The organism is Gluconobacter kanchanaburiensis NBRC 103587, from assembly GCF_007988905.1.
Lineage (GTDB): Bacteria > Pseudomonadota > Alphaproteobacteria > Acetobacterales > Acetobacteraceae > Gluconobacter > Gluconobacter kanchanaburiensis.
In genome coordinates this window covers 49352-63797 of sequence record NZ_BJVA01000005.1, presented here as the reverse complement: position 1 = coordinate 63797, position 14446 = coordinate 49352, and the positions used below count along the sequence as shown (strand labels likewise).

Annotated in this window: 12 protein-coding genes; 3 read left to right on the top strand and 9 right to left on the bottom strand. The window is 58.4% G+C overall.

Going from position 1 to position 14446, the window contains the following annotated elements:
* Nucleotides 1-16 precede the first annotated feature (16 nt).
* The 9 genes from glmS to mutM all read right to left on the bottom strand — a co-directional run bounded on the left by glmS (nt 17) and on the right by mutM (nt 11933).
* Complete coding sequence (gene glmS / locus GKA01_RS05710; protein ID WP_146860091.1) at nt 17-1843, bottom strand: glutamine--fructose-6-phosphate transaminase (isomerizing); 1827 nt, start codon at nt 1841-1843, stop codon at nt 17-19.
* Nucleotides 1843-3177: a bifunctional UDP-N-acetylglucosamine diphosphorylase/glucosamine-1-phosphate N-acetyltransferase GlmU gene (gene glmU, locus GKA01_RS05705; protein ID WP_146860089.1), complete on the bottom strand. Its 1335-nt coding sequence runs from the start codon at nt 3175-3177 to the stop codon at nt 1843-1845. The genes glmS and glmU overlap by 1 nt, the downstream gene beginning before the upstream one ends.
* A gap of 104 nt (nt 3178-3281) precedes the next feature.
* Nucleotides 3282-4082, bottom strand: a complete 801-nt coding sequence (locus tag GKA01_RS05700) for a DUF3108 domain-containing protein (RefSeq protein ID WP_228119789.1) — start codon at nt 4080-4082, stop codon at nt 3282-3284.
* Complete coding sequence (gene gyrB, locus GKA01_RS05695; protein ID WP_146860085.1) at nt 4072-6516, bottom strand: DNA topoisomerase (ATP-hydrolyzing) subunit B; 2445 nt, start codon at nt 6514-6516, stop codon at nt 4072-4074. The genes GKA01_RS05700 and gyrB overlap by 11 nt, the downstream gene beginning before the upstream one ends.
* An 85-nt stretch (nt 6517-6601) precedes the next feature.
* Nucleotides 6602-7705, bottom strand: coding sequence for a DNA replication/repair protein RecF (gene recF / locus GKA01_RS05690; protein ID WP_146860083.1), 1104 nt, complete (start codon nt 7703-7705; stop codon nt 6602-6604).
* A gap of 13 nt (nt 7706-7718) precedes the next feature.
* Nucleotides 7719-8843, bottom strand: a complete 1125-nt coding sequence (dnaN, locus tag GKA01_RS05685; RefSeq protein ID WP_146860081.1) for a DNA polymerase III subunit beta — start codon at nt 8841-8843, stop codon at nt 7719-7721.
* A gap of 91 nt (nt 8844-8934) precedes the next feature.
* A complete protein-coding gene (gene dnaA, locus GKA01_RS05680) occupies nt 8935-10374 on the bottom strand; it encodes a chromosomal replication initiator protein DnaA (RefSeq protein ID WP_228119790.1) in 1440 nt (479 codons plus the stop codon).
* A 319-nt stretch (nt 10375-10693) separates the two neighbouring features.
* Nucleotides 10694-10963, bottom strand: a complete 270-nt coding sequence (rpsT, locus tag GKA01_RS05675; protein WP_146860079.1) for a 30S ribosomal protein S20 — start codon at nt 10961-10963, stop codon at nt 10694-10696.
* 136 nt (nt 10964-11099) lie between these two features.
* A complete protein-coding gene (gene mutM / locus GKA01_RS05670; protein ID WP_146860077.1) occupies nt 11100-11933 on the bottom strand; it encodes a bifunctional DNA-formamidopyrimidine glycosylase/DNA-(apurinic or apyrimidinic site) lyase in 834 nt (277 codons plus the stop codon).
* Between the two features lie 30 nt (nt 11934-11963).
* Between mutM and GKA01_RS05665 the strand changes: the two genes are divergently transcribed.
* Genes GKA01_RS05665 through dut form a run of 3 tightly spaced genes read left to right on the top strand, consistent with a single transcriptional unit; the run spans nt 11964 to nt 14432 of the window.
* Nucleotides 11964-12752, top strand: a complete 789-nt coding sequence (locus GKA01_RS05665) for a class I SAM-dependent methyltransferase (protein WP_146860074.1) — start codon at nt 11964-11966, stop codon at nt 12750-12752.
* 4 nt (nt 12753-12756) lie between these two features.
* Nucleotides 12757-13947, top strand: coding sequence for a bifunctional phosphopantothenoylcysteine decarboxylase/phosphopantothenate--cysteine ligase CoaBC (gene coaBC / locus GKA01_RS05660; protein ID WP_146860072.1), 1191 nt, complete (start codon nt 12757-12759; stop codon nt 13945-13947).
* Between the two features lie 29 nt (nt 13948-13976).
* Nucleotides 13977-14432 (top strand): dUTP diphosphatase, encoded by a 456-nt coding sequence (gene dut, locus GKA01_RS05655; RefSeq protein ID WP_146860070.1) that lies wholly within the window; start codon nt 13977-13979, stop codon nt 14430-14432.
* The last annotated feature ends 14 nt before the right edge of the window (nt 14433-14446 follow it).

Sequence of the window (14446 nt, the reverse complement as noted above, 5' to 3'; positions counted from 1 at the left end):
TCCTGCGCCAAATCTTTCACTCCACCGTAACAGATTTGGCGAGATTGCGAGGCTGATCGACATCCGTGCCCTTGAGCAGCGCAACTTCATAGGCAAGCATCTGCACGGGAATGGCGTAAAGAATGGGCGTTACGAAAGCATCGGCATCCGGCATGACGACAATCTGCTCGGCGACATCCTTCAGGCGTTTTGCGCCTTCGGCGTCCGTGAATGCCAGAATACGTCCGCCTCTTGCCTTGGCCTCCTGCAAATTGGAAAGCGTTTTGTCGAACAAGATCGTGGACGGTGCGATGGCCACCACCGGGACCGTCTGGTCGATCAGGCTGATCGGCCCATGCTTGAGTTCACCCGCAGCGTAAGCTTCAGCATGGATATAACTGATTTCCTTTAATTTTAAGGCGCCCTCAAATGCGATGGGCGTGCAAATGCCGCGTCCGAGATAGAGGACGTCCCGCGCCTGCGCCACAACAGCAGCCATCGTCTGGATATCTTTGGTACGGGCGAATACTTCTGCCGTACGTGATGGCAGGTCCAGAAGACTTGCGGTCAAACGCTCCTCGCGCGCCAGGTCTATTTTTTGCCGCGCGCGCGCAAATTCGATCGACAGGGCGGCCAGAACGGTAAGCTGGGCTGTGAACGCCTTTGTGGAAGCAACCGAGATTTCGGGTCCCGCATCCATGCCGAGAACCAGATCGCTCTCCCGGCCCATGGTCGAATGTTCAACATTCAGGACGGATACGATGCTCTGGCCAGCTTTCCTGAGGCTCCTGAGAACCCCAAGCGTATCGGCTGTTTCACCAGACTGGGAAATCAGTAACGCTACCCCCCTGTCCGGCTGAGGTGGCTCCCGGTAGCGCATTTCAGAGGCAACATCGATCTCTACGGGGATCCTGGCAAGGGATTCCAGCCAGTATCGCCCCACCATGCCGGCATAATAGGCTGAGCCGCAGGCCGTGATGGTGATACGGGGAACCTGCGCGGGATCGAACGGCATTTCCGGCAGAACGACACGTTTGGAGGCAGGGTCCGTAATCCGTTTCAGCGTCTGGCCAATGGCGGATGGGTGTTCATGGAGCTCTTTCTCCATGTAATGCCGATAACCGTCTTTACCGACCTGCCCGGCCATAAACGTCAGATCCTGAACCGGGCGGGAAACTTCAGCCCCCGTCATGTCGAAGATCCGGACATGACCTGGCGTCAGTTCGCACCAGTCTCCGTCCTCGAGATACGTCATTTTCCGCGCCATCGGTGCCAGGGCGATACTGTCGGAGCCCAGAAACATCTCCCCTTCACCATACCCGACAGCCAGCGGGGCTCCATGACGCGCACCGATCAGAAGACCTTCATGATGTCTGAAGATCATGGCGATCGCATAAGCGCCCTCAAGTCGCTTGATTGCGGCGAAAGCCGCATCCCGCGGCTCGAACCCCTGCTGGAGATAATCGTCCACTAAATGGGCGACGGTTTCTGAATCCGTCTCGGTAACGAAAATCCGTCCCTTCGCTTCGAGCTCCTTCTTGAGCTCTGCAAAGTTTTCAATGATCCCGTTATGCACGATGGCCACGCCACCAGCTTCGTGAGGATGGGCGTTGTTTTCTGTCGGTGCGCCATGCGTGGCCCACCGGGTGTGGCCGATGGCGGTCGTGCCGGGCAGCGGATTGTCACGAAGGACACGCTCAAGATTGTCCAGTTTGCCTGCAGCACGGCGGCGGTCGATCTCTCCCGAGGCGGTCAGCGTTGCAATACCCGCTGAGTCATAACCGCGATATTCCAGCCGTCGGAGCGCTTCGAATGCGATGGGGCTGGCGGGCTTATGCCCTACAATTCCACAGATGCCGCACATCAGCCCTGTTCCTTCCGAGCTTTGAGAGACTGTTTGATCTGAATGCCACGACCGGTCTTGAGCGTCTGTTGGGCTCTGCCAAAAGCCAGATCGCCTGCAGGAACATCCTGCGTGATGACACTCCCAGCCGCGATCAGTGCATCGTCGCCAATGGTAACCGGAGCCACCAGAATGGAATCGGACCCGATAAAGGCTCGTTCGCCGATCGTAGTGCGGTGTTTGAAGACGCCGTCATAATTGCAGGTAATGGTTCCCGCTCCCACATTCGTGGCAGCCCCCACGGACGCGTCCCCCAGATAGGTCAGATGATTGGCTTTCGCTCCTTCACCCAGCTCCACGTTTTTGAGTTCGACGAAATTCCCGACATGGGAGTGCGCGCCGCAGAGTGTTCCAGGACGCAGCCGCGCATACGGACCGATCATCGCGCCTTCTCCGACTTCACAGCCTTCCAGATGTGAAAAAGCCCTGATCAGAGCGCCTGTGCGCACTGTAACGCCAGGCCCGAAAAAAACATTCGGCTCGATCGTTACATCGGCTTCCAGAAGCGTGTCGGTGCTGAAGAAGACAGTCTCAGGTGCAACAAGCGTCACTCCCGCATCCATGGCCGCATCGCGCAGCCTGTTTTGCAGTGTGGCCTCAGCCTGTGCCAGTTCTGCTCGTGAATTCACGCCCGCCAGTTCTGCTTCGGCAGCTTCCACGCAGATTACAGCTCCGTTCTGGGCTGCCATTTCGACCACGTCCGTCAGGTAATATTCGCCCTGGGCATTGTCATTGTGGACATTCGCAAGCCAGTTCCTGAAGTCTTCGGCGCCTGCGCACATCACGCCCGCATTGCAGAGAGGAATACGACGTTCCTCTTCCGTAGCGTCTTTGAACTCCACGATTTTCGTGACCCGTCCCTGTTCTTCCACGATGCGGCCATAGCGGCCCGGTTCTGAAGGGCGCATTCCCAGAAGAGCCAGGCTTGCTCCTTCCTGCCGTGCGGCAAGGAGACGTTTCATCGTCTCGGCCGTGATCAGGGGATTGTCAGCATAAAGGATTGCGACATCACCCGTTCCGAAAAGTTCACGCGCTGTGCTGGCCGCATGGGCCGTTCCCAGCCTCTCCACCTGAGTGACGGTCCGGTATGGGTGGACTGCCTCTTCCAAGGCGGGCATGTCTGGCCCTGTCACGACGACAATGTCGTCAAAGACCTCTCTGGCCGTCGTAATGAGATGGTTGATCATTGGCTGGTTGCCCAGACGATGGAGCGCCTTGGGCAGCCGGGACTTCATGCGTGTGCCGAGTCCTGCGGCGAGAATGATGGCGGTGGTGCGTTGGGTGCTGTCGGTCATGTCCCGCCCGGGGTATCCAAACCGCAGGTCCGCGTCAAACGGATGCGGGAGGCTGTTTCATCACTTCGAATTGCCGATTATTGCAACAGGCATCGACTGTCTATTCAACGGTTTACGGCATGCTGCATGACCACGGTGACACGTCCGAGTTTCGGGTGGCTGAACTCTATCCGCACGGGGACAAGGCCCAGACCGTCAATCCTGTAAAACCATACCGATCCCGGTTGGGGGGCAGCAAGTTTGGCGCGGTTGGGAGAGTCTTTGATGAACCCCGCCAACTGGCGCCCCACAAAATCGCAGCGCAAGCCCGGGCCGGAATAGAATTCTCTCTGTTCCCGCGGAATATCGGCAGTAACCGGACCATGTACAACCATTTCGCTAAGCCGGATGCCATCGAAGATGATCTGAGATCCGTTACATTTTCCGGTCGTTTCCAGAGAATGTAGAAGATGCGCCATGCCGCTCAGTGTATCAACCGTATGCGGTAACGAACTGTCAGGAACCGGTTCACGGTCGCTTTCCGGAGGCTGAAGGTCCGTGACTTTGGGGGTATCGTCGGAAAATTCCAGCCGCACATGCCTGTGCTTGCCCCGGGATATTCCTCCACTGTCGAACAGAACAGGCTGCACATTGCCATCAGGCGTAAAGCGGCCCTGAACGCGCGAGGTTACGTCCATGGTGACGAACCAGCTGATAAGTCCGGCCGGCTTGATCTGTGTACTGCCACCATACCCCCACGGCTCGATCTGGTAGGAGGCATGGGCATTCAGAACATGAAAACCCTTGAGGTATACGGCGTAATCGGCATCGACCTGTCCCTTGGGCTGATTACCAGCCCAGGCAGAAGCGGAAACAGCCGCCGCCAGAGCCAAGCAGATACCGAACGCCAGCGCCTTAAACGTCAAGGTTGGCAACTTTAAGGGCGTTTCCGACAATAAAGTCTCTGCGCGGCTCCACGACGTCTCCCATAAGGGTGGAGAATACCTGACCGGCATCCTCAACGTCCCCGATACGGACCTGAAGCAGGGTGCGGGTCGAAGGATCAAGGGTCGTGTGCCAGAGCTGCTCGTCATTCATCTCGCCCAGCCCCTTGAACCGGTTGATGGTTAGACCGCGACGGCCCTGAAGAAGAATGCGTTCCATCACTGCCGCAGGCCCGAACAGGTCGTGCGTCGCGGGATCAAGCGTCAGGATTACAGGCTTGTCAAAGTCACGGGAGAGACGCTCCCATTCCGCGACCAGCCAGCGTGCTTCCGCCGAGCGGAGCAGTGAGGGCTCAATCCTGTAAACTTCACCCACACCACGGACAGAGCGCGCACATTCGAGACCGGTTTCAGAGATGGACACTTTCCATCCCCGTTCGTTTGGCAAAGACGCCCCGTCAAGCCGACGCTGGAAGTCCGGCATGCGGGTCGTCGCAACAGACACGTCGCTGTCCAGAACACCCGCAATGGCTGCCTGTTCCATGACCCAGACGGGAACCTTGGAGGCAAGGCTCTGGAGCCTGCGTGTGGCCGCGGACAGGAACGTGATCTCCTCGGACAGAGGCTCACCCGTCAATACGCGTCCATCTGCAAAGCGCAGCGACGCATTGGCAAGAGCCTTGTCCAGCAGATACTGCTCAAGAGCAGCATCGTCCTTGAGGTAACGCTCTTCCTGGCCGCGCTTTGCGCGATAGAGCGGCGGCTGGGCGATATAAAGATAACCTTGCTCGATCAGCTCTGGCATCTGCCTGAAGAAGAAGGTCAGTAGCAGCGTCCGGATATGGGATCCGTCGACGTCAGCATCGGTCATGATGACGATTTTGTGGTAACGCAGCTTTTCGGCTGAAAAACCACCCTGCTCCACATCGCCGCGACCGATCCCGGTGCCGAGCGCCGTAATCAGGGTTCCGATTTCCGCGGAGCCCAGCATTCGGTCGAAGCGGGCACGTTCGACGTTCAGGATCTTGCCCCGCAAAGGCAGGATGGCCTGAAAGCGACGGTCCCGCCCCTGCTTGGCGGTTCCCCCTGCGGAGTCACCCTCAACGATGAAAATTTCGGCCTTGGAGGCATCCCGCTCCTGACAGTCCGCGAGCTTGCCCGGAAGCGACGAAACATCCAGTACACCCTTGCGGCGTGTCAGTTCGCGGGCGCGGCGCGCTGCCTCGCGGGCGCTGGCGGCGTCGATGATTTTGGCGACGATCGCCTTTGCTTCCTTCGGATGCGTTTCGAACCAGTGTGAGATTGCATCGGAAGCCGCGGCATGTACTACAGGCTGGACTTCGGACGAGACGAGCTTGTCTTTGGTCTGCGAAGAGAACTTCGGGTCAGGAACCTTGACGGAAAGCACGGCTGTCATGCCTTCACGCATGTCTTCACCAGTCAGCGATCCGGCCTCACGCTTAGCCACCCCTTCGGCATACTTGCCAACGACGCGCGTCAGGGCCTGACGGAAACCGGCCAGATGGGTGCCGCCGTCACGCTGTGGAATGTTGTTGGTAAAGCACAGCATCGTCTCGTGATAGCTGTCGTTCCAAGTCAGTGCGAACTCGACGCGGATGCCGCTTTCGGGATTGTCGATCTCACCCGTGATAGGCGGCGTAACGATGGAAGTTTTTGAAGAATCAAGCCATTCGGCGAACGCGCTCAGACCACCTTCATAATGGAAACGCGTCTCTTTCGGCTCGGCATGGCGTTCATCCCGGAGGATGATCAGCATCCCGGAGTTCAGGAAGGCCAGTTCCCGAACACGCCGCTCCAGAATGGAAATATCAAATTCGACCTTCGTGAAGGTCTGCTTGCTGGGCTTGAATGTAACCAGCGTTCCCCGATCCTCAGTGGAAGAGCCGATAACATGGAGGGCTTCGTCGCGCTCACCGTGCTGGAACCGGATCTTGTGCTCCAGTCCATTACGCCAGATGCGGACTTCCATCCATTCGGAAAGGGCATTTACCACAGCCGCGCCGACGCCGTGCAGACCGCCGGAAACCTTATAGGAATTCTGATTGAACTTGCCGCCGGCGTGAAGTTTCGTGAGCACGACTTCAGCGGCACTGATCCCTTCTTCAGGATGCAGATCCGTCGGGATGCCACGACCATTGTCACGAACCGAGACTGAGCCATCGCCATTCAGCGTCAGGATGCAATATGTGGCGTGGCCTGCCTGGGCTTCATCCACGGCATTATCGATGATTTCGAAGACCATGTGATGCAGACCGGAGCCGTCATCCGTATCACCGATATACATTCCTGGACGTTTGCGGACCGCATCCAGTCCCTTCAGCACCGAGATGGAGGAAGCGCCGTAATCTTCACCGTCTGCGCTTGGGATCTCGGGCTGGTTCTGGGTGTCTGACATGCGCGTGACGGTCTCCGTGGTACTCTGAAAAACTGTTGGACGAGTATAGCCCGCACAGCCGGTTTAGGCCAGCGGGCGCATTCGTTCAGGACGGCGCTATTGTCCCATGACGGACGGAAAAGAATTGTGCCTGCCCCTTTAGCGGTGCAAAGGGTTCGATATCGGTCCCGGTAATCATCACCGGTGCGTCGAGTTTTTCAAGGCCGCGCATAAGCGCATGGCGCATACGTTCATCGAGATGAAGCAACGGTTCATCCAGAAGAATGGCAGGAACCTGACGCCGTGCCTGAATCATCAATCTGGCATGTGAGAGAATGGTCCCGGTCAGCATGATCTTCTGCTGGCCACTGCTTGAAAGCTCGGCAGGGCGCGAAGTCGCAGTATCCGACAGCGAAAAATCCGCTTTGTGAGCTCCGAGAGAGGTTGCCCCGCGCATCCTGTCATCAGATCTTGACGTGCTCAAAGCATTTCGGATCCAGTCTTCAACTTCCAGAGCCGGCTGGTTGGAGAGACGTCTCGCGATGGAGCATTCCAAGGAAAGAGTGCTTCCTGGAAAACCTTCATTTTCAAATGGATGAGCGTTCATGCTCTCGACAAGTGCGAGCCGTGCGGCGGAGGCTGCGACAGCATGGCGGGCAATAGAGTCTTCAATCGAAGACATCCATTCTGTTTCAGATGGCCGTTCTGAAAGAAGTCGGTTCCGACTGGCCACGGAACGGTCATGGGCGGCGATCTGTCGTCCGTGATCGGGAGACAGAGACATGACCAGTCTGTCCAGAAAGCGCCGTCGGCTACTGGCGCCATCCTGAAAAAGACGGTCCATCTGAGGTGTCAGCCAGACACAGGAGAAGCGCTGGCCTATACGCGCGTGGGAACGGACATTTTCGCCATCAAGCTGAAAGATCCGGCGTGGTCCGTTTGCCGGTGTATTTCCGGTGCCGATCTGGAACTCCTCCAGACCTGACCGGAATGTAGCGGCGACGCCCCAGCTTTCTGCTCCCTGGCGGCACAGTACGGGAAGCGGTGCCCCCCTTAGTCCTCTACCCGGTGCAAGAAGCGAGACTGCTTCAAGAAGATTGGTTTTCCCGGACCCGTTCTCGCCGGTCAGGACCAATATCCGCTTTTCCGGTGTCCAGACAGCGTGTGAATAGTTCCGGAAATCCGTCAGTGCGAGCCGGGTCAGTTTCAATAGACGCTCGCGTTTAGACCCGCATCGGCATCAGAACATACAGAGCCGACGGTGCGGCCGTATCCCGCACGATGGTTGGAGCGGAACTATCCGAGAATGCAAATTCCACTTCGACGTCGATCTGGTCGGTGATGTCTGTCAGATAACGCGCCTGAAAGCCGATCTCGATCGGCGCGGCATCATATGATACTGCGCTTTCGTCGAGTTCCTCATGCGCCACGCCCTGATCGGGGCTGGTGGCGGACAGGTTCAGCATATTCTGCGTGACAGACAGCTTGACCGGGCGCGAGCGTTCCTGGCTGATGGCCGCAACGCGGCCGACAGCAGCCGCGAAATCACGCTTGCCGACACGCAGGATGCGATCATTGCCCTTGGGAATGACGCGCTCATATTCCGGGAAGGTTCCGTCAATCAGTTTGGAGGTCAGAAGGACGGGGCCGGCCTGGAACTGGATCCGCGTGTCAGACAGGGAGATTTCCAGATCAGCCGCCCCTTCGTCCAGAAGCTTGCGCAGTTCGTTGACAGTCTTGCGGGGAATAATGACGCCCGGCATGCCGCGTGCACCTTTGGGCAGGTCCGTTTCAACGCGTGCCAGACGGTGACCGTCCGTGGCGACGGCTCGCAGCATCGGGGTGGCACCGTTTTCTGCCACATGCAGATAGATGCCGTTTAGGTAGTAGCGGGTTTCTTCGTTCGAAATGGCGAACTTAGTGCGGTCGATCAGACCGCGCAGTGTTGCTGCGGGGAGCGAGAAACGATGCGGCAGATCTCCGGCGACCATGGCCGGGAAATCATCGACCGGCAGAACATTCAGGCTGGTGGCATAACGGCCCGCGCGCAAGGCCAGCGGTGCTTCGCTATCCTGATGATCAAACTCAAGTGCCACACCGTCCGGTAGTTTGCGGACAATTTCGAAAAGTACTGCGGCAGGCACTGTGGTGGAGCCGGAGCGTTCGCCGGTGGCGGGAACATCTTCCACAACAGCGATTTCCATATCCGTCGCCGTCAGGCGCAGAATATCGCCCTCAAAGCTCATCAGGACGTTGGCCAGAATGGGAATGGTATTCCGCTTTTCCGCAACGCCATGAATATGCGCCAGAGCCCGTTGCAGCAGGGTACGGTCAACCTTGAATTTCATTCCGGGCCTCGGGTGAAGATCTTGAATTAATTGAGAGAACCTAGCAGACCCCCGCCCCTCGGGAAAGAGAGGGATCGGGGGCTGGTCGAGATCAGCCTTCGAGCATCCGGCGCAGCAGTTCTACGTCCTCGGCGAAGGATGTATCCTGATCCATCAACTCTGTGACGCGGTTGACAGCATGCATGACGGTCGTGTGGTCGCGGTTGCCAAATTTACGTCCGATTTCCGGAAGAGAACGGCTCGTCAACTGTTTGGCCAAATACATGGCGACCTGGCGTGGGCGCGCGACCGCGCGCGCGCGGCGGGCGGACGACATGTCCGTCAGGCGGATATTCCAGTGCTCGGAAACCTTGCGCTGGATTTCCTCGATCGTGACGCGGCGATCATGGGCCTTCAGCATGTCCTTGAGAACATCCTGCGTCGTGTCGAGCGTAACCGGGCGGCCAACGAGGTCAGCATGGGCAATAAGACGATTGAGCGCGCCTTCAAGTTCACGGACATTGGTCGTGATTTTGTGCGCGAGATATTCCAGTACCTTGGAGGGAACGTGTGTTCCCGAAGCCTTGGCCTTGGCTTCCAGAATGGAAATACGCAGCTCGAAGGTCGTGGCATGGATGTCGGCGACCATGCCACAGCCCAGACGGGTCCGCAGGCGGTCTTCAAGGCCCGACAGATCCGAAGGGCTCTTATCCGCACTGACAATGATCTGACGGCCTGCATCGACGAGGGCATTGAACGTATGGAAGAATTCTTCCTGCGTATTGTCCTTGCCGATCAGAAACTGAAGATCGTCGATCATCAGGACGTCAACGGACCGGAGTTGTTCCTTGAATTCCATCGTGGACTGCGAACGGATCGCCGCAATGAAGCGATACATGAACTTTTCCGCGGACATATAGGCCACGGAAACTTTGCCAGTACGGGTCAGTTCCGTACCGATGGCGTGCATCAGGTGCGTCTTGCCGAGGCCTACGCCACCATACAGAAACAGCGGGTTAAAGCCGGGACTTGATGGCTTTTCCGCCACACGGCGGGCGCAGGCATACGCAAATTCATTGGGTTTGCCGACGATGAAGGTGTCGAATGTGAAGCGCGGATCAAGCGGAACAGCCAGATCGCTGCGGCTTTCCGGCGCGGTGCTTTGCGGTACAGCGTCGCCGGAGAGGCCCGGTGTTTCATCCGCATCTTCGATGTCGTCCACCGGAACTTCAGGCAGGCCACGCTTGACCTGAAGTTCCACGCCTTTAATGTCCTCGCGCTCGGTACGCCAGAGCGTCTGGAGACGCTCTTCATACTGGCTACGTACCCAGTCGCGAAGGAAGCGCGTGGGTAAGTAGAGAGTTAGTTCATCCTCGTCGAGTGGCCCTAGAACGATCTGCCGGAGCCATGTCCGGTATTCGACCTCGCCAACCTCACTCTTCAGTTTCTCACGAACGCGGACCCAGGCGGTCTCAAGCGATGTCGTCGAACCGGGGGCGGAGGCGCTGGCGTCCAGATACTGAGCGTTTTCCACCATTGTACCCCCTTTCATATCCAGTCCCGCAGTACGCGGGCATCAGTTATTGGTCCCTGCGCGCAGGGAGGTTGTGCTCTCGACAGAAAATCCGCAGCAGGAACGCAGGAAAATCCCGGAGAGCCAGACATCCGATATTTTTTTGTCGAACGCTCAGGATAGGCGTCCGTTCTGCCCGAAGCAAGCTGGAACACGAAGGGTTCAGCGGGATATCATGAGGGTGTCCCCCATAAGCAGCCCCAACTCAGATGCTCGGGAAAAAATTCTGGGGTGCAGTCAAAAAAGAACGCGCTCCTTGAAGGGAGCGCGTTCTTCAGTTCCAACCCGAAGGTGAAGCTCAGGCGGTTGCCAGAGCCTTCACGCGAGCGGACAGGCGGGACAGCTTACGGCTAATCGTGTTCTTTGCGATCACGCCCTTGCCTGCTGCGCGCTGCATTTCCGGCTGTGCAATCTTGAAGGCTTCTGCAGCAGCGGACTTGTCACCGGACTGGATAGCGAGTTCGACCTTCTTGATGAACGTACGCATACGGGACATGCGGGCGACGTTGCGCTCACGGCGACGTTCATTCTGACGGATGCGCTTGCGGGCAGAAGCTGTGTTTGCCATGGATCTTTCGGTTCACTTTGCGTTTTGGTCGCGTAAATGGTTGGCGCCCTCTACTCCGCCAGATCCGTGTCCGTCAAGTGTTTTGCACATTTTACACAGGATGGGGGCATCTTTCCGGCCTCGCCTCCCTTCGTGGTTATTTCTGACAGGTCGGGCAGAAGAACGTTGAACGTCCGGACTGCGTGATGCGCCGGATCGGACTGGCATCTCCGCAATTCGGGCAGGGCGCTCCTTCGCGGCCATAGACAAGATGCAGGTCCTGAAAGCCACCTTTGGTGCCGTCAGCCTGCACATAGTCGCGCAGAGACGACCCGCCGGATGCGATCGCCTGCTCCAGAATCTGTGGAATAGCTTCTGAAAGAGCCTGCGCCTCAACGTCGGTTAGCGTGCAGGCTTGTCGCTCTGGATGAATGCCGCAGCGGAACAGGGCTTCGCAGACATAGATATTGCCAAGACCTGCAATCAGTTTCTGATCAAGCAGAGCGGATTTGATCGGTGTACGCCTCTCCCGAAACAGCTGCGCCAGTCCTCCTCTTGTAATGGTGGGAGACAGCGGCTCCATGCCCAGATGCGCGAGAAGGCGGTGATCCTCCTCTTCATTTGTGCGGACAAGATCGACGCTGCCAAAGCGCCGGGGATCAACAAGCCCTGCCCGCGCACCGCTGTCCGTTTCCAGAACCAGATGCTCATGCGCGGGCGGAGTCGCATTCGTCCTGGCCCTGCTGATCGTGAGTCGGCCCGACATGCCTAAATGCAGCAGCATGCTCCAGCCGCCCTCAATGCGCATGAGAATATACTTCGCGCGCCTGCGGAACGAGAGAACGCGTTTCCCTTCCAGCTTCTCCCGCAGATCTGCGGGAAACGGCCATCGAAGATCGGGGCGGTTGACGGAAACATGGCTGATTCGATGCCCTTCGAAGGCATCACGAAACCCGCGCATGACGGTTTCAACTTCTGGAAGCTCTGGCATGGCTGGCCTCAACGATATATCGATTGCCCCATGACCGATAGCGCAGAACACAACGCCTCGCCCTTCCAGTCCTCCGAACACGCCGAGGACACCATCGATTTCGGCTACCGCAATGTCCCGCGTGGCCAGAAAAAGACGATGGTCCGGGAAGTGTTCGAGAGTGTCGCCGGGAAATACGACATCATGAATGATGTGATGTCGCTGGGAATTCACCGCGTCTGGAAACGCATTTTCGTTGGAATGCTCAACCCGCGGCCCAATATGAAGCTGCTGGATCTGGCAGGCGGTACAGGTGACATCACGTTTGGCTGGCTCCGTGCCGGGGGTGGTCCGGCCATTCTGTCCGATATCAATGCCGCCATGCTGTCCGTGGGGCGTGACCGCGCCATCAAGGCCGGGTTGATCGGCAAGATCGAGGTCTGTGTCGTAGACGCAGAAGCCATCCCCCTCCCCGACTGCTCCGTTGATCGCGTGACGATTGCGTTCGGCCTGCGCAACTGCACGGACAAGCCGGCTGTCCTGCGCGAGGCACGTCGTGTCCTAAAGCCAGGTGGACGCTTCTTCTGCCTTGAGTTCTCGCAGGTCGAAATCGCGGCTCTCGCACCGATTTATGATCTCTGGTCCTTTCAGGTTCTGCCCAAGATGGGTCAGATCATCGCCAAGGACTCCGAGAGCTACCAGTATCTCGCCGAGAGCATCCGCATGTTCCCCGATCAGGAAACACTGGCCCAGATGATGCGCGATGCGGGGCTGGAGCAGGTCCAGTACCGCAACCTGTCTGGTGGCATTGCGGCCATCCATTCCGGCTGGCGTCTGTAAGACCATGCGCCGCGTCCTGCTGATCGTCTCGGGAGGGATCGCGGCATTCCGGGCGCTCGAACTCGTGCGTTTGCTGCGGGCGGATGGGATCGCTGTCACCCCTGTTATGACTGAAGCCGCCAGGGCATTCGTCACACCGCTCAGTCTTGAGACGCTGGCGGGTGAGCGCGTGCATGACATGCTGTTCGAGCCGACGCAGGAAAGCGAGATCGGTCATATCGCTCTTGCCCGAAGCGCAGATCTCGTGGTCGTCTGCCCGGCCACGGCCAATATCATGGCGCGCATGGCCCATGGCCTCGCGGATGATCTGGCGACCACACTTTTGCTCGCGACAACATCTCCCATCCTGCTGGCCCCAGCCATGAATGTGCGAATGTGGGAGCACCCCGCCACACAGGCCAATCTGAAACAGCTTGAAGCGCGTGGTATTTCCGTTGTGGGCCCTGATGTAGGGAGCATGGCCTGTGGAGAAATCGGCGCAGGCCGGTTGAGCGAACCAACCGTCATCCGGGACCGTATTCTCAGTGTCCTGACGCCTGACCATTCTCTTCAGGGACGTCATATCCTTGTCACCGCGGGGCCAACGGTTGAACCGCTTGATCCGGTGCGGTTCCTTTCGAACCACTCTTCCGGACGGCAGGGCTACGCCATTGCCGCCTCACTGGCGCAGAGGGGGGCAGATGTTACTCTGGTCAGCGGGCCCGTTACGATTCCAGTGCCGCCTGGAGTTCGGCGGATTGCCGTTCAAACCGCCCGTGAAATGCTGACTGCCTGTGAAGCGGCCCTGCCTGCCGATGCTGCCATATGCGCCGCCGCAGTCAGTGACTGGCGCGCGAAGCAGCCTGCAGCGGGCAAGATCAAGAAAACTGCTGACGGGCCTCCGAGCCTTGAGCTGGTGGAAAACCCGGACATTCTGGCAACACTCTGTCGATCGACGCGGCGTCCTAGTCTGGTTGTGGGATTCGCTGCCGAGACGGACGACGTTCTGGACAATGCCCTGGCCAAACGCGCGCGCAAGGGATGTGACTGGCTTGTGGCCAACGATGTGAGGCAGGGCGTATTCGGGGCTACGCGCAATACTGTCAGCCTGATCGACGAAAGTGGGGTTCAGGGCTGGCCGGAAATGGACAAGATGCATGTCGCCGACAGACTTGCCGAGCGGATCGCAACGTTCTTTGCAGGATCGTCTTCATAGGATCTACGATCCGCGATAAGACGGATGTCATGATGACAGACCTGATTGATGTGCGCATCACGCGCCTGCCTCATTCCGAGGGGCTTCCCCTTCCCGCGTACGCCACTGCCGGTGCAGCAGGATTCGATTTTCTGGCGGCGATCGATGCGCCCCTGATCATTGCTCCGGGCGAGCGCGTTCTCGTGCCGACCGGGCTGTGTATTGCCCTTCCCCCCGCCTATGAGCTGCAGGTCCGGCCACGCTCCGGCTTGGCCCTCAAGCATGGCATCACGCTCCCCAACTCGCCTGGTACAATCGACGAGGACTATCGGGGCGAACTCCGCATCATCGTTATGAACGCAGGTACCGAACCCTTTACCGTTGAGCGCGGCACACGCATCGCCCAGGGCGTGCTGGCTCCGGTCTCCCGTCTGCGCTGGACTGAAGTCGAAACGCTGGACGAGACGGTTCGTGGTCAGGACGGGTTTGGTAGCACCGGACACTGATCTGTCCAGCCGTT

Excerpts from the sequence above, each read along its gene's own strand:
- glmS (WP_146860091.1), bottom strand. The coding sequence starts at position 1,843 with ATGTGCGGCATCTGTGGAATTGTAGGGCATAAGCCCGCCAGCCCCATC.
- glmU (WP_146860089.1), bottom strand. The coding sequence starts at position 3,177 with ATGACCGACAGCACCCAACGCACCACCGCCATCATTCTCGCCGCAGGA.
- gyrB (WP_146860085.1), bottom strand. The coding sequence starts at position 6,516 with ATGTCAGACACCCAGAACCAGCCCGAGATCCCAAGCGCAGACGGTGAA.
- dnaN (WP_146860081.1), bottom strand. The coding sequence starts at position 8,843 with ATGAAATTCAAGGTTGACCGTACCCTGCTGCAACGGGCTCTGGCGCAT.
- dnaA (WP_228119790.1), bottom strand. The coding sequence starts at position 10,374 with ATGAAAGGGGGTACAATGGTGGAAAACGCTCAGTATCTGGACGCCAGC.
- rpsT (WP_146860079.1), bottom strand. The coding sequence starts at position 10,963 with ATGGCAAACACAGCTTCTGCCCGCAAGCGCATCCGTCAGAATGAACGT.
- mutM (WP_146860077.1), bottom strand. The coding sequence starts at position 11,933 with ATGCCAGAGCTTCCAGAAGTTGAAACCGTCATGCGCGGGTTTCGTGAT.
- GKA01_RS05665 (WP_146860074.1), top strand. The coding sequence starts at position 11,964 with ATGACCGATAGCGCAGAACACAACGCCTCGCCCTTCCAGTCCTCCGAA.
- coaBC (WP_146860072.1), top strand. The coding sequence starts at position 12,757 with ATGCGCCGCGTCCTGCTGATCGTCTCGGGAGGGATCGCGGCATTCCGG.
- dut (WP_146860070.1), top strand. The coding sequence starts at position 13,977 with ATGATGACAGACCTGATTGATGTGCGCATCACGCGCCTGCCTCATTCC.